The following is a 17,454-nucleotide window of genomic DNA, read 5'->3' on the forward strand; positions in this document are numbered from 1 at the left end:
GACGACCGAGGAGGCCTGAGAAAGATGTCAGAGAGCTTCATGAAGAATACCACCTCGCGCCGGGCGTTCCTGCGCGGCAGCGCGGCGGCCGCCGTGGCGGCGGGGGCCGGGGCAGGGGCCGCGAAGGCGGCCGAGCCCGATCCGCTGATCACCGAGGTGCAGGACTGGGCCGCCGGGTTCGGCGACGGGGTCGATGCGACGCCCTATGGCCTGCCGATCCGGTTCGAGGATGACGTGATCCGGCGGAACGTGGAATGGCTGACGGCCGACACGATCAGCTCGATCAACTTCACGCCCATTCACGCGCTGGACGGCACGATCACCCCGCAGGGCTGCGCCTTCGAGCGGCACCATTCGGGCGCGATCGAGCTGCGGAAGGAAGATTACCGGCTGATGATCAACGGCATGGTCGAGACGCCGCTGGTCTTCACCTACGAGGACCTGACGCGCTTCCCGCGGGAAAACCACGTCTATTTCTGCGAATGCGCCGCCAATACCGGCATGGAATGGGCGGGCGCGCAGCTGAACGGCGCACAGTTCACCCATGGCATGATTCACAACATGGAATATACCGGCGTGCCGCTGCGCACGATCCTCGAGGAGGCCGGTTACAGCACCGACGGCAAGTGGGTCTATGTCGAGGGCGCCGATGCCTCGTCGAACGGCCGCTCGATCCCGATGGAGAAGGCGCTGGATGACGTGCTGGTGGCGTTCAAGGCCAATGGCGAGGCGCTGCGCAAGGAGCATGGCTATCCCGTGCGGCTGGTCGTGCCGGGCTGGGAAGGCAATATGTGGGTCAAGTGGCTGCGCCGGGTCGAGGTGATGGACGCGCCTGTCGAAAGCCGCGAGGAGACGTCGAAATATACCGACACGCTGGCCGATGGCACGAGCCGCAAGTGGACCTGGGAGATGGACGCGAAGTCTGTCGTCACCGCGCCCAGCCCGCAATCGCCCATCACCCACGGGCCCGGGCCGCTGGTCATCACCGGGCTGGCCTGGTCCGGCCGGGGCGCGATCACCCGTGTCGACGTGTCGAAGGACGGCGGCAAGACGTGGGAGACCGCAAGGCTGGCCAAGCCGGGCGAGACACGGGCGCTGACGCGGTTCTACCTCGATACCGAGTGGGACGGCGGCGAGATGCTGCTGCAATCGCGCGCCATGGACGACACGGGTTACGTGCAGCCCACCAAGGCGCAGCTGCGTGAGGTGCGCGGCGAGAACTCGATCTATCACAACAACTGCATCCAGACCTGGTGGGTCCGCGAGACCGGGGAGGCCGAAAATGTCGAAGTATCTTAAAGCCACCGCGCTGACCCTTGGCGTGGGCCTTCTGGCCGCGCCGGTTCTGGCCGGGCAATACGGGCTGGGCCGGCCGGCGCTGCCCGAGGAGATTGCCGCGTGGAACCTCGATATCCATCCCGATGGCAGCGGGCTGCCCGAAGGGTCGGGCTCGGTCGAGGATGGCGAGATGCTGTTCTCGGAGAACTGCGCCTCGTGCCACGGCGATTTCGCCGAGGGCGTCGACAACTGGCCGAAGCTGGCCGGGGGCGACGGGACGCTCGCCGACAAGGACCCGGTAAAGACCGTGGGCTCCTACTGGCCCTACCTGTCGACCGTGTGGGATTACGTGCACCGCTCGATGCCCTTCGGCAACGCGCAGTCGCTGTCGAATGACGATGTCTACGCGATCACGGCCTATATCCTTTATTCCAACTACCTGGTGGAGGAAGATTTCGTTCTGTCGAACGAGAATTTCCTCGAGGTGGAAATGCCCAATGCCGACGGGTTCATCGTGGATGACCGGGAAGAGGCGGAAAGCCATTTCTGGCAGGACGAGCCTTGCATGGAGAATTGCAAGGATAACGTCGAGATCACCATGCGCGCCCGCGTGCTGGACGTGACGCCGCAAGAGGAAGAGGCCGAGAACGACGCCGCCTTCGAGGAGCAGAAGGCCGAGGCCGAGACCGCCGTGGTGGAAGAGGCGGCCGTGGAGGAGCCTGCGGCTTCCGAAGAGCCGGCCGCCGCGCCGGACCCGGCGCTGGTCGAGGCAGGCGAGAAGGTGTTCCGCAAGTGCAAGGCCTGCCACCAGGTCGGCGAGGGCGCCAAGAACCGCACCGGCCCCGTGCTGAACGGGGTGATGGGCCGGGCCGCCGGCTCGGTCGAGGACTTCCGCTATTCCAAGGCGCTGGAAGAGGCCGCCGAGGGCGGGCTTGTCTGGACCGAGGAAACGCTGGGCGAATTCCTGGCCAACCCGCGCAAGTATCTCAAGGGCACCAAGATGGCCTTTGCCGGTCTGCGGAAGGACGAGGACCAGGCCGCGATCGCTGCCTATCTGTCGACCTTCGAGTGATCGGGGCGGTGGGGTTTACGTTTCTCCCTGGTCCCTGCCGGAGACATGGCGACGCGATGTCGGATGCCTCCGGCGGGGATATTTTGGGCCAGAAGAAGCGGCGGGCCGGATATCGGCTGGCCGCTTTGTTTTTTCTTGGGATGGGGCTTGCGGGCGCGGCGCAGGCCGAACTGATCGGCGATGCCGAGAAGGGCGCGGAGGCGTTCGGCCAGTGCAAGGGCTGTCACCAGATAGGCAAGGGCGCGGAGGACCGGATCGGGCCGCATCTGAACGGTATCTTCGGACGGCAGGCCGGGGCGCACGAGGGGTTCGCCTATTCCGAGGCGATGGAGCGAATGTCGGCGGACGGGCTGGTCTGGACGCTCGAGACGCTGGACGCCTACGTGAAGAACCCCCGCGCCTTGGTGTCGAAGACGCGGATGAGCTATCGTGGCATGAAGGACGACCAGCAGCGCGCCGATCTGCTGGCCTATCTGCGGACGTTCTCGGACAACCCGGCCAACATTCCCGAGGCCGAGCCCACCGCGCTGGGCACCGATCACGACCTCGACCCTGCCATTCTCGCCCTTGAGGGCGACCCGGAATACGGCGAATATCTCGCCACCGAATGTCTGACCTGTCACCAGGCGGACGGCTCCGCGGACGGCATCCCGTCCATCACCCGCTGGCCCGAGGAGGATTTCGTCGTGGCCATGCATGCCTACAAGAACAAGCTGCGCCCGCACCCGGTGATGCAGATGATGGCAGGGCGGTTGTCGAACGAGGAGATTGCTGCCCTCGCGGCCTATTTCAAGGAGCTCGACGGTTAGCGCAACCAGGGAGGAGGATCCGAAAATGACCTTGAACAGACGGAGTTTCATCGGCACCGGCGCGGTGGCGGCGGCGAGCCTTGCGGCGCCGAAGGTGATGGCGCAGGGCATGGCGAAACCGCGTGTCTTGGTGATCGGCGGCGGGGCGGGGGGCGCGACGGCGGCCCGCTATATCGCCAAGGACAGCAAGGGCGAGGTCAGCGTCACGCTGGTCGAACCGACGCGGGAGTATTTCACCTGTTTCTTCTCGAACCTCTATCTTGGCGGCTTCAAGGAGATCGGGGATATCGGCCATACCTACGGCACGCTGGCGGCCGAGTACGGGATCAACGTCATTCATGACTGGGCCGTCGAGGTGGACCGCGATGCGAAGACCGTGAGCCTCGCCGGCGGCCCCGTGCTGGAATATGACCGGCTGATCCTGAGCCCGGGGATCGATTTCGTCGAGGGCGCGGTGCCCGGCTGGGACATCACCGCGCAGAACGCCATGCCGCATGCCTACAAGGCAGGCTCGCAATCGCAGCTTCTGCGGGCGCAGATCGAGGCGATGCCCGAGGGGGGCGTCTTTGGCATGGTGGCGCCGCCCAACCCCTATCGCTGTCCGCCCGGCCCTTACGAGCGGGTGTCGATGGTGGCGCATGTGCTGAAGCAGCGGAACCCGACCGCGAAGATCCTGATTGCCGATCCGAAGCCGAAATTCTCGAAACAGGCGCTGTTCGAGGAGGGCTGGCAGACGCATTACGGCGGCATGATCGAATGGATCGGGCCGGATTTCGGCGGGCAGAACGTCAGCGTCGACCCGCAGGGGATGACCATCGATATCGACGGGATGGTCGAAGAGGTCGCGGCCTGCAACGTGATCCCCGCCCAGAAGGCGGGCCGGATCGCCGAGCTGGCCGGGCTGACCGACGAGAGCGGGTTCTGCCAGATCGTGCCGGCCACGATGCAAAGCCGGGTGGACGAGAACGTGCATGTTCTGGGCGATGCGACGAATGCCGGGGACATGCCGAAATCGGGCTTCTCGGCCAACAGCCAGGCCAAGGTCTGTGCCAACGCCGTGCGGGGTGCGCTGACCGGGTCGAAGGTCTTCCCCGCGAAGTTCTCGAACACCTGCTGGTCGCTGATCGACGCCGATGACGGCGTGAAGGTGGGCGCGACCTACGAGGCGACCGACGAGAAGATCGCCAAGGTCGACGGGTTCATCAGCGAGACCGGCGAGGATGCCGAAACGCGCAAGGCCACCTACGAGGAATCGCTGGGCTGGTATGCGGGGATCACCTCTGACATGTTCGGCTGAGACCGAATGAGGCGCGGGCCGGGAAAGCCGGCCCGTGCCGAGCTTGCGGACGAGGAAGCGGGAGACAGGCTTTGAAACAACTGATCGCGGCGATGGGGCTGGGCGTGCTGACGGCGGGGGCCGCCATGGCGCAGGACGTGACGGCCTATGATTACGAGGGCAGCTTCGACGATGCGAGCTTTGCGCTGGAAAACGCCATCATCGGGCAGGGGCTGGTCGTGGACCATGTCAGCCACGTGGGCGAGATGCTGGCCCGCACGCGCGAGGATGTGGGCAGCGACGTGAAGCTTTTCGAGGATGCCGTGGTGATGCAGTTCTGTTCCGCCATCCTGTCGCGCAAGATGATGGAGGCGGACCCGCTCAACATCGCCCATTGCCCCTATGGCATCTTCGTCACCGAACGGGGCGGCAAGGTGCAGATCGGCTATCGCAACTTCCCCGAGGGCGAAATGCAGGAGGTGCAGAGCTTCCTCGACGGGATCGTGCAGGAGGCGCTGGACTAGGCCGCGCAACATATTCAAGTTGACGCATGTCAAGGCGGAGCTGCCCGGTCGGGCGTAGGCACGTCGCATGATGGAAACCCTGATTGACAGCTATGGCGACGGCGCGGTCCTGATGATGGCGGGGCTGGCCGTGGGCGTGCTGTTCGGCGCGGCCGCGCAGCATTCGCGGTTCTGCCTGCGGGCGGCGGCGGTGGAGGTGACGGGCGGCGTGCTGGGGCCGCGGCTGTCGATCTGGCTGGTGGCGTTCTTTGCGGCCGTCGCCTCTGTGCAGGGGGCGGTGGCGATGGGCTGGCTCGACGTCTCGCAATCCCGCCAGCTGGCCGCGACCGGCAGCCTGTCGGGCGCGATCATCGGCGGGCTGATGTTCGGGTCGGGGATGATCCTGGCACGCGGCTGTGCGAGCCGGCTGCTGGTGCTGTCGGCGACGGGGAACTTGCGGGCGCTCTTGACAGGGCTGGTGCTGACGCTGGTCGCGCAATCGGCGCTGCGGGGCGTGCTGGCCCCGGCGCGGGAGGCGCTGGGCCGGCTCTGGCTGGTGCCGGGGGGCGAGGCGCGGAGTTTGTTGGCGATGCTGGGCGTGGGGTCCGGGCTGGTGGCGGTGCTGGCGGCGGTGGCGCTGATGCTGTCCTTCGGGCTGGCATGGCGGCGGGGCGTGCAGGCGAGCCACGTGACAGCAGCCGCGCTGGTCGGGCTTGCCGTGGCGCTGGGCTGGGCGGCGACCTACGCGGTGGCGCAGGTCTCGTTCGAGGTGGTGCCGATTTCGTCGGTGACCTTTACGGGGCCGGCGACGGATACGCTGATGGGGCTGGTGAACACGACGACCTTGCCGCTTGGCTTCGGCGTAGGGCTGGTGCCGGGGGTGTTCATAGGCTCGGGGGTGACCGCGATTCTCACGAAAGAATTCAAGATCCAGCGCTTCGGGGCGGACACGCCGATGGAGCGTTACCTGGTCGGCGCGGTTCTGATGGGGTTCGGCGCAATGCTGGCGGGTGGCTGCGCGGTGGGTGCGGGCATGTCGGGGGGTGCGATCATGGCGCTGACGGCGTGGGTGGCGGTGTTCTGTATGTGGCTTGGCGCGATGGCGACGCAGGCGGGGCTGGAACGGTTCGGCGGGGCGGCGCGCGCCGCGGCGGGGTGAGACCGGAATTTTCGAAAATTCCGGGATAGAAAATGCGCATTTTCTATCCCGTTTTCCGCGCGGAAAACGGGGTGTGCCGCGGGCGAGGGGGCAACCGGAAAATTGGAATTTTCCGGACCGTTTTCTTCGAAGAAAACGTCGGCGCCGTTATTCCCACTCCATCTGTTCGTAGACCCGGCCGGCGTTCTTCGTCGCCAGTTCCTCGTAGGTGTCGAGATGGGCATAGGGCGACTGGTCGACGTAATAGGCATCCGACAGGTCACCGCCCGCATCGATATGCTCGCGGATCTTGCCGCGCAGGTAGACGAGGTAGTCATGCGTGTAGCGCCGCACCTGCGCCATGTTGGTCGGGTGCCCGTGACCGGGGATCACGTAGGTGGCGCCGAGCGGTTCGAATTCGGTCTCCCACGTCTCCAGCCAGTCGGCGGTATAGGTGTGCTGGAAGATCGGCAGCATGCGCTCGTGAAAGGCCATGTCGCCCGAGATGACGAGGCTCTGCTCGGGCAGCCAGACGACGATGTCGCCGGGGCTGTGGGCCGGGCCGAGATAGCGGGCCTCGATGTGGAAATCGCCCATGTCGACGATGTACTCGTCGGAGAAGGTTTCCGTGGGGCCCTGCACGGTGGTGCCTTCGGCCTTGTCGCGGTTGTAGCGCTTCATGCCCTCGAGCACGGTGCCGCCATATTCCTCGATTTCGTGCGCGGCGTCCTCGTGGGCGACGATGGGCACGCCCTGTTCCGCCCAATAGGCGTTGCCGAGCATGGCGTGGCCTTGCCCGTTCTCGTTGAAGACAAGCTTCACGGGCTGGTCGGTGATGCGCCTGATCTCGTCATGGAGCGCCCTGGCGAGGCCATAGGCCGCGCCGCCGTTGATCACGACCACGCCGTCGCCGGTGACGATGAAGCTGAGGTTGTTGTTATGGCCGGAGTTCTCGTAGGTGGGCGGCGCCGTGGCGCCGATGGCGGACCAGACGCCGGGGATGACCTCGACCGGCTCGTCGTAGAGTATCGAGCCGGGGTACTTGTCGGCGATCTGTTCGCTGGCGGTGGCGGCGGTGGCGCAGAGCAGCGCGGCCGTCAGGAGCAGGGGTTTCATGCCTCGTCCTCCACGAAGCGGTAGGCGCCGTCCTTGCGCTCGACCCGGCCCATGCCGCCGCCGGGCAGGTGGAAGCCGACGATGCGCATCTTGTCGGTCGCCGCCTGGTCCATCAGCCGGGCGCGGGTTTCGGCGCCGAGCTCGCGGTTCTGGTCGGAGCCGCTGGGCCAGTCGGGGCGCTCGAAATTGACGTGAGCGTTGGTGAAGGCGTCGCCCACCACCAGCACCGGGTCGCCGCCGGTGGCGATCTCGAAGGAGGTGTGGCCGGGCGTGTGGCCGGGGGTGGCATGGGCCATGATGCCGGGCAGCACCTCGTCGCCGGCTTTGAAGAACTGCACGATGTCCTCGATCGCCTCGAGCCGGCGCTGGGCGCCCACGGCGAAGGCGGCGCGGGCCTCGCCGATGGTGTTCACGGTGTCGGGGTCCGACCAGTAGTCCCACTCGGCCTGCCCGAAATGGTGGGTGGCGTTGGCGAAGAGCAGCTCGTCGAACCCGTCGAGCACGCCCCAGAGATGGTCGGGGTGGCCGTGGGTGAAGACGACATCGGTCACGTCCTCGGGGGCAATATCCATGTCGTAGAGCGTGTCGGCCAGATCGCCCGCCGTGGGCATGAAGGAGGGCCCTGCGCCCGCGTCGAAAAGGATCAGCCGGTCGCCGTCGCGCAGGAGCGTGAGGTTGCAGGGCTGCTGGACCTCGTCGCGGGGCACGTCGTGGCGCTCGAGAATCTCGGCCAGCTCGGCCTGGGGCATGCCGTCGAAGACGAAATCGCCGGGCAGGACGAGGTGACCGTCGCTGGCGGTCAGAACCTCGCGCCCGTCGCCCGCGGCGATGACCCGGGTTGCGGTGCTGGTAAATCCGGCTGCGATTGCCGCTGTGCCAAGTCCGTACAGCATCTGCCGTCTGGTGGTGATCACGGCGCATCCTCCCTTTATATATTCCGTGTTGTGAATATTTTATCCTTCAAAGTCCGGCCGGGCAAGCCCGCTACACGATATGGTCACAGGTTTGCCGAGTCGCTAGGGTCGGGACCATGACCGAACTTCTGATCGTTTACCACTCGAAGACCGGGGGCAGCCGGCAGATGGCCGAGGCCGCCGCCACGGCCGCCGAAGGCGAGGCGCCGACCGTGCTGAAACCCGCGGCCGAGGCCGGGCCGGAGGACCTGTTGCGGGCCGACGGGTACATCTTCTGCGCGCCGGAGAACCTGGCGGCGATTGCCGGGGTGATGAAGGATTTCTTCGACCGGTGTTACTACCCCGTGCTGGGGCAGATCGAGGCAAAACCTTACGCACAGATGGTCTGTGCCGGCTCGGACGGGACCAATGCCGTGCGCCAGATCGCCCGGATCGCGCAGGGCTGGCGGCTGCGGGAGGTGCAGGAGCCGCTGATCGTCTGCACCCATGCGCAGACGCCGGAGGAGATCCTGGCCGAGAAAACGATTGCCGAGGAGGAGCTGGCCAAGTGCCGCGACCTCGGCCAGGCGCTGGCGGCCGGGCTGAGCATGGGCGCGTTCTGAGGTGGCGCGCATCCTGATCCTGTCGAGTGTCGTGGCGATGGGCCATGTGGGCCTGTCGGCGGGGCAGCCTGTCTGTCAGCGGTTGGGATACGATGTGACGGGTGTGCCGACCACGGTGCTGTCGAATCATCCGGCGTGGCCGCATGTGGCCGGGGCTGCCGTTGATCCGGGGCAGATCGGGGCGATGGTCGCGGCGCTGGAGGCGAACGGGTGGCTGGCGGATCACGAGGCGGTGCTGATCGGGTACATGCCGAGCGCCGCGCATGTCGAGGTGGCGGTCGACCTGATCGGGCGGGTCCGGGCCACGGCGCCGGGCGTGCGGGTGGTGGTCGATCCGATCCTCGGCGATAATCCGAAGGGGCTTTACGTGCCTGAAGAGGTCGCCGGGGTGGTGCGGGACCGGCTGGTGCCGCTGGCCGATGTGGCGACGCCGAACCTGTTCGAACTGGGGTGGCTGACCGGCCGGGATGGCGCGGATGTGGACGGGGCGGCGAAGGCGGCGCGCGCGCTGGGCGTGCCTGTGGTGCATGTGACGTCGCCGCCGTTGCAGGAGCCGGAGACGGGCGTGCTGTCGGTGACAAGCGACGGGGTGGAGTTGTACCGGACGGCCCGGGCGCCAGACGTGCCGCATGGCATCGGCGACGTTTTCGCCGCCTTGATTGCCGCAGGTTTGCCCGCCGGGCAGGCGCTGGGTCACGTGGCGGCGCTGGCAAGGGCCTCGCAGGGGCAGGCGCATCTTGCTATCGTCGCGGGGGCGGCCGACTGGGCCGCCGCCGGGCCCGTGGCTTCAGAGAAGGTTTGACCGATGGCGTTCAACTTCATCCTCATGCTGACCGAGAACGACCGGACCATTCCCGACGCACCCGAACGGCTCGAGCAGGCGCTGGAGGGCGGGGCGCGGCATATCGGGTTCAAGGATGTGGGCCTGCCGTTCGAGGAGTTGCGCGAACTGGCGCGGACGATCCGGAATGCCGGCGGGCGGTCATATCTCGAGGTGGTCAGCCTTGACGAGGAAAGCGAGCTGGCCTCGGCCCGGGCGGCGGTGGAGCTGGACGTGGATTGCCTGCTGGGCGGCACGCGGGCGGCGGCGGTGACCGAGGTGATCCGGGATCATCCGCTGCGCTACTACCCGTTTCCGGGGCGGATCACCGGGCATCCCAGCGTGCTGGAAGGCCCCGCGGAGGAGATCGTGGCCTCGGCCAGGGCGCTGGCGGATCTGGAGCATGTGCATGGGCTCGATCTGCTGGCCTATCGCTTCGATGGCGATGTGCCGGGGCTGATGCGTCAGGTGGCGCAGGCGGTGACCAAGCCGGTGATCGTGGCGGGCAGCATCGACAGCGAAGACCGGATCGGGGCCGTGGCCGAGGCGGGCGCGGCCGGCTTCACCGTGGGCACGGCGGCCTTTGCCGGGGCGTTCCGGGCAGGCGAAAGTTTCGTCGAGCAGGTGCGTGCCATCCTGTCGATCACGGCCCGGGCGCAGGCGCGTTCGACCGCGCCGCGCAAGTTCGCGCTGGTGGCGCATGATGCGCGGAAGGCGCATCTGCGGGCATGGGTGCTCAGGCATCGAAATGCGCTGGCGGGGCACCGGCTGATCTGCACGGGCGGTACCGGGACGATGCTGTCCGAGATCTGCCCCGAATTGCATGTCCAACGGCTGCAGCGCGGCTCGATGGGCGGCGATCAGCAGCTGGGCGCCTTGGTGGCGAATGGCGAGCTGGATGCGGTGGTGTTCTTCGCCGACCCGATGGCGCCCCATGGCAGCGACGTGGATCTGCAGGCGCTGACACGGCTGTCGATCATGCACGACATCCCGATGGCGCTGAGCGGGGCGGCGGCCGATCTCGTGGTTCTTGCGTTTTTGGCACAGGAGTGAAGCAGGCGCGCCGCGGGTCAGGTTTGGTCAGTTTTCGGGTTGGGGCAGTGTGATCAGCGCAGGCGTGCCTTGCTGATCCGCAGGGTCACTTGACCGTACGGATCAGGGCCAGCAGCAGGCCGCCAACGGCGACAAGTCCGACTAGAATAAGTGCGCTCGACATGGGCATCCCCTTTCACATGCTGAGCATTGGCAACAGACCCGTGCTTACGGGCGACTCACCCTTTCGGGCAACGGGGCGGGAAGGGGCTGGGGGGCGAGTGTTGCTTGAATGTCAGAGGGCTTGGGCGGAATGGCGCCTAACGCGTCTCGGGAATGACCTCGCGGGGCTTACTCGCAGTCTGGAAGCCAGCCCTGCACATTATCGGGCGAGGGCCTGACGCTTTCGGGCAGGTCTTGCAGCACCTCGTCGATGACTTCGGCCGAAAGTTCGGCAACCTCGCAGGCATACTCGGCGCGGGTGCCGTCGGGGTTGTCTTCCTTCCAGTCCTGAAAGTCGCGTTCCTCGAAATAGGCGATGGCGCCGAGGCCGGCGATGGGCACGGCGGCAATCATGCGGCGCAGGCGGGCCTTGGCCTTGGTCCGGGCGATGGCGCGGGCCAGTTGGCGGCGATGGGCGACAGCGGCGGCCGCGGCCTGGCCGCTGACGGTGGCGACGGTGGCGGTGAGTTGCACCGCCCAGACGGTGGCCGCGAGGGTGGTCGAGGCCAGCGCGAAGCAGAGCCAGCCGAGAAAGACCACGTTGCGGAATAGCCTGAAGATCATGCCCATGGGTGCCTGCCCCTGTCCTGCCTTTGCGGGCAGGCTACGCCGTTCGGGCCCTTTGGCCAACCACGAGCCGGATCAGGTCAGGCCGTTGGTCGCGAGAAAGTCGTCGAGCCGGGCTTGTTGCGCGTCGGTGAGGGGCCAGGCGGAGGGCGGGCGTGTTGGGCCGCAGTGGAAGCCTTGCGCCAATAGCGCGGCCTTCACGGCGGTCACGTTGGTGCCATTCAGTTCTTCGGCGCGGATATCCTCGAAGCTCCGCATCCCGGCGATCAGCGCGTTGGCCTTGTCGTAGTCACCATGCGCCAGCGCGGCGTGAATCCCGACAGAGCGTTCCGGCCAGACATTGATGAGCCCGGAGGTGAAGCCGCGGGCGCCCACCGCGTAAAGCGGCGGCGCCCAGATTTCCGCCAGCCCGCAGACCCAGGTGATGCCCGGGTCGCAGGCTGCGATGGCGGCGGCCAGTTTCAGCGGGTTGGGCGTGGCCCATTTGACGCCCTTCACGCCGGGCAGGGCGCAGAGATCGGCGATGGCCTGCGTGCCCATCGCATCGTTGCGCAGGTAGAGCATGACGGGCAGGCCGCCGCCCGCGTCGATGACGGCCTTGACGTAATCGACGGTGCCGCGCGGGCTGACGAACGGGTCGGGCGGCTGGTGGATCATCAGGGCCGAGGCGCCTGCGTCCGCAGAGGCTTTGGCGAGGCGGCAGGCGTCGCGGACACCGCGGCCGACGCCGGCGAGAAGGGGCGCGCGTCCATCGACAAGGGCGGCAGCCTCGCGCACCATGGTGCAGGCCTCGTCGGTGGTGAGCGCGTAGAACTCTCCGGTATTGCCGTTGACGACGGGCATGTGAACGCCGGCGGACAGCGCCCGGTCGAGGATCGGGGCAAGGCGGCTGGGCGCCACATCGCCCGCGTCGTCATAAGGCGTGACGAGGATGCCGGAGATACCGGCCAGCGCGGTGTCGAGGTCGTGGGACATGGGCGTCACCCTTCCAGCAGGCGTTTCTGGTCCTTGCGCATCTCGAAGATATCGATGTCGTCGGTGATCTCCACGTCGGCGAGCGTGATGACCTGGTCGCGTTTCACCGCGCGTTTCAGCCGGATGTGATGCGCAAGGCCGATCGGCAGCGCGTCCTCCGCCGCCGAGAGGCGGGCGGGGATCGCCTTGGCCCAGACCTTGAAACCGCCTTCGCCGTCGAGCATGTCGCCCGCCTCGAAATCGCCCTTGGCCGTGGCCACCGCATCGGCGCGGAAGCGGGTGGAACTGCCCGTCGCCTCGCCCCGCAGCACGGCGGAAAGGACCGAGACCGAGGTTTCCAGCCCGATCAGGTGGAACGGCCGCCACATCGAGCCGTACCAGCCCGACGCGTCGGTCAGCAGGCCGTATTGCTGGAAACAGGCGCGGGTGTATTCATCCGGCGCGCGGAAGGTGACGAACATGCCGTACTGGATGTTGTTGAGCACCACGCGCCCGTCGGGTTCGCGGCTGGCGGCGATGTCGACGAGGCCGGGTTTGGCCAGCTGCCCGCCGTCGGCTTGCGGTTTGAAGACGGTGGCAAGGTCCTGCAGCCCGGCGGGGTGGAAGGCCAGCCCGTCATCGGGACAGTCAAGCCCGGTGGCGTTGGCGACGGCGGCCATTTCGATGGCGGCCTTGGTGCCATCGGTGAAGGAGTTGTACATTTTCGGGTTGAAGTCGCCCGCCGCCACCTCCTCCTCGGACCAGCCGAAGAAGCTCCAGACCGTGTCGGGGGTGGAGTAGCGATAGGGCGGGGCGAAGTTCATGCCCTTGCCCGCCGCGACCAGTTCGAACCCGCTGGCATGGACCCAGTCGACCAGCTCGCAGATCGCCGCCGGCTGGTCGCCATAGGCCATGGAATAGACCACGCCCGCCGCGCGGGCCTTTTCCGCCAGGAGCGGCCCGCAAAGCACGTCGGCCTCGACATTGACCATGACGACATGTTTGCCCGCCTCGATGGCCGCCAGTGCGTGGCGGATGCCGGCGATGGGGTGGCCGGTGGCCTCGATCACCACCTCGATACCGTCGAAATCGAAGAGTTTCGCGGCGTCGTCGGTGATGTGGGTGGCGCCGCTGTCGTGGGCGTCGGCGAGGGAGGGGGCGCTGTATTGCGCCTCGTCCCAGTGGACGCGGGCGAGCGACTCGCGGGCTTTTCCCATGTCGAGATCGGCCACGCCGACCACGTGGTAGCCCGCGATATGCTTCGCCTGCGCGAGGATCATCGAGCCGAACTTGCCTGCGCCAATGAGGCCGATGCGAACGGGTTTGCCCGCGGCGGCGCGGGCGGCGAGCATGGCGGAGAGGTTCATCGCGGCAGTCCTTTTCCGTTCGGTTGGGTCAGACCTTAGCCAACGGGGGGAAGGCCGAACCATCATTATTTCGAACGCGAATGTTAAGTTCTGCTTCAATCCCCTTAATCAAACCTCGCTTGCCAGTTGCCCCGCCTTGGGGGCTTTTTGCGAGCACCTGAGCCAAGCGTCTGGGAGGAGCGGCGGCGTGCAGACCCGAAGCGAGAAAACCGGTTCCAATGTCAGCCTGCCTCGGCGCGCGTGGTCGATCCGGCGCAATGCGCTTCTGATGGGCGAGGTGCAGGGGCAGGGCTATATCGGTCAGGCGCTGGGCGTGGCGGACGCGCTGGCGACCGCGTATTTCCACGCGATGACCTATCGCGCCGACGACCCCGAATGGGAGGGGCGCGACCGATTCTACCTCTCGATCGGCCATTACGCCATCGCGCTTTACGCGGCGCTGATCGAGGCCGGTGTCCTGCCGGAGGACGAGATCCCGACCTACGGCATGGATGACAGCCGGATGCCGATGTCGGGCATGGCCGCCTATACGCCGGGGATGGAGATCACCGGCGGCTCGCTGGGGCATGGGCTGGGCATCGCCGTGGGGGCGGCGCTGGGGCTGAAGCGGAAGAACAACCCGGCCTTCGTCTACAACCTGCTGTCGGATGGCGAGCTGGGCGAGGGCTCGACGTGGGAGGCGGTGATGTCGGCGGTGCAGTGGAAGCTCGACAACCTGATCGCCATCGTCGACTTCAACAACCAGCAGGCCGACGGGCCGACGCGCGACGCGTTGGCCGTGGGGGCGGAGGCGCCGAAATGGGCGGCGTTCGGCTGGTACGCGCAGGAGGTGGACGGCAACGACCTCGATGCGCTGGTCGCCGCGTTCGACAACGCCCGCAACCACGCGGAGGCCAAGCCGCGCGTGATCATCTGCAACACGAAGATGTGCAAGGGCGTGCCGTTCCTCGAGGCGCGGGAGTCGAACCATTTCATCCGGGTCGAGGCCGACGAATGGGCCAAGGCGCTGGCCGTGCTGGACGAGGGGAAACCGCTTTGACCATACCCACCCATTCCCGCCGCAAGTCGAAATACGACCCCCGGTCCGTGCCGGAGGGGGAGCGGCTCGCCACCTCGGCGATGATCGCCTCGCTCGATTCCGAGGGGCGCGAGACCGTTTCGGCGCCCTTTGGCCACGCGCTGGTCGATCTGGCGAAGACGCGCGAGGATATCGTGGGGCTGTCCGCGGACCTGTCGAAATACACCGACCTGCATGTCTTCGCGAAGGCCCACCCCGACCGGTTCTACCAGATGGGCATGGCCGAGGCGGTGCTGATGTCGGCGGCGGCGGGGCTTGCGCGCGAGGGGTTCACGCCCTTCGCCACCACCTATGCGGTTTTCGCCTCGCGCCGGGCCTATGACTTCATCGCCATGGCGATCGCCGAGGAGAACCTGCCGGTCAAGATCTGCTGTGCCCTGCCGGGGCTGACGACGGGCTACGGCCCCTCGCACCAGGCGACCGAGGATCTGGCGATCATGCGGGGGATGCCGAACCTGACGGTGATCGACCCTTGCGATGCGGTCGAGATCGATCAGGCGACACGAGTGATCGCCGAGACGCCGGGGCCGGTCTACATGCGGCTTCTGCGCGGGCAGGTGCCGGATGTGCTGGGGCGGTATGGCTACCGCTTCCAGTTGGGCAAGGCGCAGACCATTCGCGACGGCTCGGACGTGCTGTTCATCTCGTCGGGCTTCATGACGATGCGGGTGCTGGACGCGGCCGAGGCGCTGGCGCGCGACGGGGTGTCCTGCGCCGTGCTGCATTCGCCGACGATCAAGCCGCTCGATGCCGAGACCATCGCCGCCGAGGCCCGCAAGGGCGGGCGGCTTGTGGTGACGGCCGAGAACCATTCGGTGACCGGCGGGTTGGGCGAGGCCGTGGCGGGGGCGCTGATGCGGGCGGGTGTGCACGTGCCGTTCCACCAGATCGCCCTGCCGGACGAGTATCTCGACGCGGGTGCGCTGCCAACGCTGCACGAGCAGTACGGGCTGTCGGTCGACAGCATCACCGCGCGCGTCAAGACATGGCTGGAGGGCTGAACATGCCGGGCACCGCGATCATCGGGCTGGGGAACATGGGGCAGGGGATGGCCCGCAACATCCTGAAGGCCGGCATCGGCCTGAAGGGGTTCGATCTATCCGAGGCGGCGCGGGCGCGGTTTGCCGAGGACGGAGGCACGCCCGCCGAGAGTGCCGCAGAGGCGGCGGAGGGGTGTGACCTGCTGCTGGTGATGGTGCAGACCCCGGCGCAGGCGCAGGACGTTCTTTTCGGAACCGGCGGGGTAGCGGCGGCGCTCGAACCCGGATCAACCGTTATCCTGTGCTCGACGGTAGCCCCGTCGGATGCACGGGCGCTCGGCACGGCGCTTGGGGACGTTGGGCACCTGATGCTCGACGCGCCGGTGTCGGGCGGCATGAAGGGGGCGGAGGCCGGCGCGCTGACGGTGATGGCCTCGGGGGCGCCGGAGGCGTTCGCCCGCGCCGAGGCGGTACTGGAGGCCGTGGCGAAAACCGTGCACCGGCTGGGCGACGCGCCGGGGATGGGGGCGACCTACAAGGTGGTGCATCAGCTGGCCGCCGGCGTGCACCTGGCCGCGGCGGCCGAGTTGCTGGCGCTGGGCGCCAAGGCCGGGTGCGACCCGCAGACCCTGTTCGAGATCGTCACCAGCTCTGCCGGGCAGAGCTGGATGCTCGAGGACCGCGGCCCGCGCATGATGCAGGCCGATCCGGCCTGCGCCTCGTCGGTCGATATCTTCGTCAAGGACGTGGGGCTTGTGCTGCAGACCGGCAAGGAGGCGTCCGTGCCACTGCCCCTGGCGGCGGCCGCGCACCAGATGTTTCTTGGCGCATCTTCGCTGGGCCACGGGGCCGAGGACGACAGCAAGGTCATCCGCGCCTACGAGGCGCTGACCGGCAAGACGGTGCATGAAAGCTGAGCGGCCCGCGGGGCCCACAGGACAGGAGCGACGAATGGGATTACTCGAGGGACAGACGGCCATCATCACCGGCGCGGCCAGCCCGCGGGGCTTGGGCAAGGCAACCGCGCGGCTGTTTGCCGAGCATGGCTGCAAGGTGGCGATCCTCGATCTGGACGCGGCGCTGGCCGAGGAAGCGGCGGCGGATATCGGCGAGGCGCATATCGGGCTGGCCTGCGACGTGACCCGCCGGGCCGATTGCGACGCGGCGGCGGCCACGGTGATCGAGGCGTTCGGCCATATCGATATCGTGGTCAACAACGCGGGCATCACCCAGCCGCTCAAGATCATGGATATCCGGCACGAGAATTACGATGCCGTGCTCGATGTGAACCTGCTGGGCACGCTGCACATGAGCCAGGCCGTCATCCCGCATATGCGCGAGCGGAAATCGGGCAAGTTCGTCAACATGTCGTCGGTCTCGGCACAGCGGGGCGGGGGCATCTTCGGCGGGCCGCATTACTCGGCCGCCAAGGCCGGCGTTCTGGGGCTGACCAAGGCGATGGCGCGGGAGCTGGCGCCCGACGGGATACGCGCCAACGCCATCTGCCCGGGCTTCATCGCCACCGATATCACGCAGGGCAAGCTGACGCCCGAGATGAAAGAGCAGATCCTCGCCGGCATCCCGATGGGCCGCGCGGGCGAGGCGTCGGACGTGGCGGGATGTGCGCTCTTCCTGGCGTCCGAGCTGTCGTCCTACGTGACAGGCTCGGAGGTCGACGTGAACGGCGGGTCGCTCATCCACTGAAATTTCTGGCAGCACGGTTTCG

18 protein-coding genes are annotated in these 17,454 nt (G+C 67.3%); 13 read left to right on the top strand and 5 right to left on the bottom strand.

The window, feature by feature from the left end:
- Nucleotides 1-24 precede the first annotated feature (24 nt).
- From soxC to RIdsm_RS08995, 6 genes are all read left to right on the top strand, one after another.
- Nucleotides 25-1,299: a sulfite dehydrogenase gene (soxC, locus tag RIdsm_RS08970; protein WP_057813924.1), complete on the top strand. Its 1,275-nt coding sequence runs from the start codon at nucleotides 25-27 to the stop codon at nucleotides 1,297-1,299.
- Nucleotides 1,283-2,350: a c-type cytochrome gene (locus tag RIdsm_RS08975; protein ID WP_057813922.1), complete on the top strand. Its 1,068-nt coding sequence runs from the start codon at nucleotides 1,283-1,285 to the stop codon at nucleotides 2,348-2,350. Before soxC ends, RIdsm_RS08975 begins: the two co-directional genes overlap by 17 nt.
- A gap of 140 nt (nucleotides 2,351-2,490) precedes the next feature.
- A complete protein-coding gene (locus RIdsm_RS08980) occupies nucleotides 2,491-3,159 on the top strand; it encodes a c-type cytochrome (RefSeq protein WP_177228403.1) in 669 nt (222 codons plus the stop codon).
- A gap of 25 nt (nucleotides 3,160-3,184) precedes the next feature.
- Entirely contained in the window at nucleotides 3,185-4,456 is a 1,272-nt protein-coding gene (locus RIdsm_RS08985; RefSeq protein ID WP_057813918.1) for an NAD(P)/FAD-dependent oxidoreductase, read from the top strand.
- Nucleotides 4,457-4,548: 92 nt separating this feature from the next.
- Complete coding sequence (locus RIdsm_RS08990; RefSeq protein WP_143100423.1) at nucleotides 4,549-4,959, top strand: DUF302 domain-containing protein; 411 nt, start codon at nucleotides 4,549-4,551, stop codon at nucleotides 4,957-4,959.
- Nucleotides 4,960-5,029: 70 nt separating this feature from the next.
- The gene (locus tag RIdsm_RS08995; RefSeq protein WP_420854116.1) at nucleotides 5,030-6,097 is read left to right on the top strand and encodes a YeeE/YedE family protein; all 1,068 of its coding nucleotides are present in this window, start codon (nucleotides 5,030-5,032) and stop codon (nucleotides 6,095-6,097) included.
- Between the two features lie 147 nt (nucleotides 6,098-6,244).
- Here the strand turns inward: RIdsm_RS08995 and RIdsm_RS09000 are convergent, their stop codons facing one another.
- Together RIdsm_RS09000 and RIdsm_RS09005 are read right to left on the bottom strand one after the other, a co-directional pair.
- On the bottom strand, nucleotides 6,245-7,192 hold the full coding sequence (locus RIdsm_RS09000; protein ID WP_057813912.1) for an MBL fold metallo-hydrolase: 948 nt from the start codon (nucleotides 7,190-7,192) through the stop codon (nucleotides 6,245-6,247).
- Nucleotides 7,189-8,106 carry an MBL fold metallo-hydrolase gene (locus RIdsm_RS09005; protein ID WP_236553187.1) on the bottom strand — a complete coding sequence of 306 codons (918 nt, stop codon included), beginning with the start codon at nucleotides 8,104-8,106 and terminating at the stop codon, nucleotides 7,189-7,191. Before RIdsm_RS09005 ends, RIdsm_RS09000 begins: the two co-directional genes overlap by 4 nt.
- A 116-nt stretch (nucleotides 8,107-8,222) precedes the next feature.
- Here RIdsm_RS09005 and RIdsm_RS09010 point away from each other — a divergent pair, with 116 nt between their 5' ends.
- The 3 genes from RIdsm_RS09010 to RIdsm_RS09020 are packed head-to-tail and all read left to right on the top strand — an operon-like array spanning nucleotide 8,223 to nucleotide 10,581.
- Nucleotides 8,223-8,708 carry a flavodoxin family protein gene (locus tag RIdsm_RS09010; protein WP_057813908.1) on the top strand — a complete coding sequence of 162 codons (486 nt, stop codon included), beginning with the start codon at nucleotides 8,223-8,225 and terminating at the stop codon, nucleotides 8,706-8,708.
- 1 nt (nucleotide 8,709) lies between these two features.
- Nucleotides 8,710-9,510, top strand: coding sequence for a PfkB family carbohydrate kinase (locus RIdsm_RS09015; RefSeq protein ID WP_057813905.1), 801 nt, complete (start codon nucleotides 8,710-8,712; stop codon nucleotides 9,508-9,510).
- A 3-nt stretch (nucleotides 9,511-9,513) separates the two neighbouring features.
- Nucleotides 9,514-10,581: a methylglyoxal synthase gene (locus RIdsm_RS09020; RefSeq protein WP_057813903.1), complete on the top strand. Its 1,068-nt coding sequence runs from the start codon at nucleotides 9,514-9,516 to the stop codon at nucleotides 10,579-10,581.
- A 330-nt stretch (nucleotides 10,582-10,911) separates the two neighbouring features.
- Here RIdsm_RS09020 and RIdsm_RS09025 read toward each other — a convergent pair whose 3' ends face one another.
- From RIdsm_RS09025 to RIdsm_RS09035, 3 genes are all read right to left on the bottom strand, one after another.
- The gene (locus RIdsm_RS09025; RefSeq protein ID WP_244955855.1) at nucleotides 10,912-11,346 is read right to left on the bottom strand and encodes a hypothetical protein; all 435 of its coding nucleotides are present in this window, start codon (nucleotides 11,344-11,346) and stop codon (nucleotides 10,912-10,914) included.
- Nucleotides 11,347-11,424: 78 nt separating this feature from the next.
- Complete coding sequence (locus RIdsm_RS09030) at nucleotides 11,425-12,324, bottom strand: dihydrodipicolinate synthase family protein (RefSeq protein WP_057813900.1); 900 nt, start codon at nucleotides 12,322-12,324, stop codon at nucleotides 11,425-11,427.
- Between the two features lie 5 nt (nucleotides 12,325-12,329).
- Nucleotides 12,330-13,670: an NAD(P)H-dependent oxidoreductase gene (locus RIdsm_RS09035; RefSeq protein ID WP_057813898.1), complete on the bottom strand. Its 1,341-nt coding sequence runs from the start codon at nucleotides 13,668-13,670 to the stop codon at nucleotides 12,330-12,332.
- Between the two features lie 268 nt (nucleotides 13,671-13,938).
- Here RIdsm_RS09035 and RIdsm_RS09040 point away from each other — a divergent pair, with 268 nt between their 5' ends.
- The 4 genes from RIdsm_RS09040 to RIdsm_RS09055 are packed head-to-tail and all read left to right on the top strand — an operon-like array spanning nucleotide 13,939 to nucleotide 17,432.
- Complete coding sequence (locus RIdsm_RS09040) at nucleotides 13,939-14,709, top strand: transketolase (RefSeq protein WP_177228404.1); 771 nt, start codon at nucleotides 13,939-13,941, stop codon at nucleotides 14,707-14,709.
- Nucleotides 14,706-15,749: a transketolase family protein gene (locus RIdsm_RS09045; RefSeq protein WP_074940059.1), complete on the top strand. Its 1,044-nt coding sequence runs from the start codon at nucleotides 14,706-14,708 to the stop codon at nucleotides 15,747-15,749. The genes RIdsm_RS09040 and RIdsm_RS09045 overlap by 4 nt, the downstream gene beginning before the upstream one ends.
- 2 nt (nucleotides 15,750-15,751) lie before the next feature.
- Nucleotides 15,752-16,645: an L-threonate dehydrogenase gene (gene ltnD / locus RIdsm_RS09050; RefSeq protein WP_057813894.1), complete on the top strand. Its 894-nt coding sequence runs from the start codon at nucleotides 15,752-15,754 to the stop codon at nucleotides 16,643-16,645.
- A 34-nt stretch (nucleotides 16,646-16,679) separates the two neighbouring features.
- The gene (locus RIdsm_RS09055) at nucleotides 16,680-17,432 is read left to right on the top strand and encodes an SDR family NAD(P)-dependent oxidoreductase (RefSeq protein ID WP_057813892.1); all 753 of its coding nucleotides are present in this window, start codon (nucleotides 16,680-16,682) and stop codon (nucleotides 17,430-17,432) included.
- The last annotated feature ends 22 nt before the right edge of the window (nucleotides 17,433-17,454 follow it).

The organism is Roseovarius indicus (assembly GCF_008728195.1).
Classification (GTDB): Bacteria; Pseudomonadota; Alphaproteobacteria; order Rhodobacterales; family Rhodobacteraceae; genus Roseovarius; species Roseovarius indicus.

Coding starts and splice junctions, on each gene's coding strand:
- RIdsm_RS09035 (WP_057813898.1), bottom strand. CDS start 13,670: ATGAACCTCTCCGCCATGCTCGCCGCCCGCGCCGCCGCGGGCAAACCC.
- RIdsm_RS09025 (WP_244955855.1), bottom strand. CDS start 11,346: ATGATCTTCAGGCTATTCCGCAACGTGGTCTTTCTCGGCTGGCTCTGC.
- RIdsm_RS09020 (WP_057813903.1), top strand. CDS start 9,514: ATGGCGTTCAACTTCATCCTCATGCTGACCGAGAACGACCGGACCATT.
- RIdsm_RS08980 (WP_177228403.1), top strand. CDS start 2,491: ATGGGGCTTGCGGGCGCGGCGCAGGCCGAACTGATCGGCGATGCCGAG.
- ltnD (WP_057813894.1), top strand. CDS start 15,752: ATGCCGGGCACCGCGATCATCGGGCTGGGGAACATGGGGCAGGGGATG.
- RIdsm_RS08995 (WP_420854116.1), top strand. CDS start 5,030: ATGGAAACCCTGATTGACAGCTATGGCGACGGCGCGGTCCTGATGATG.
- RIdsm_RS08985 (WP_057813918.1), top strand. CDS start 3,185: ATGACCTTGAACAGACGGAGTTTCATCGGCACCGGCGCGGTGGCGGCG.
- RIdsm_RS09000 (WP_057813912.1), bottom strand. CDS start 7,192: ATGAAACCCCTGCTCCTGACGGCCGCGCTGCTCTGCGCCACCGCCGCC.
- RIdsm_RS09055 (WP_057813892.1), top strand. CDS start 16,680: ATGGGATTACTCGAGGGACAGACGGCCATCATCACCGGCGCGGCCAGC.
- RIdsm_RS09010 (WP_057813908.1), top strand. CDS start 8,223: ATGACCGAACTTCTGATCGTTTACCACTCGAAGACCGGGGGCAGCCGG.
- RIdsm_RS09030 (WP_057813900.1), bottom strand. CDS start 12,324: ATGTCCCACGACCTCGACACCGCGCTGGCCGGTATCTCCGGCATCCTC.
- RIdsm_RS08975 (WP_057813922.1), top strand. CDS start 1,283: ATGTCGAAGTATCTTAAAGCCACCGCGCTGACCCTTGGCGTGGGCCTT.
- soxC (WP_057813924.1), top strand. CDS start 25: ATGTCAGAGAGCTTCATGAAGAATACCACCTCGCGCCGGGCGTTCCTG.
- RIdsm_RS09040 (WP_177228404.1), top strand. CDS start 13,939: ATGGGCGAGGTGCAGGGGCAGGGCTATATCGGTCAGGCGCTGGGCGTG.
- RIdsm_RS08990 (WP_143100423.1), top strand. CDS start 4,549: ATGGGGCTGGGCGTGCTGACGGCGGGGGCCGCCATGGCGCAGGACGTG.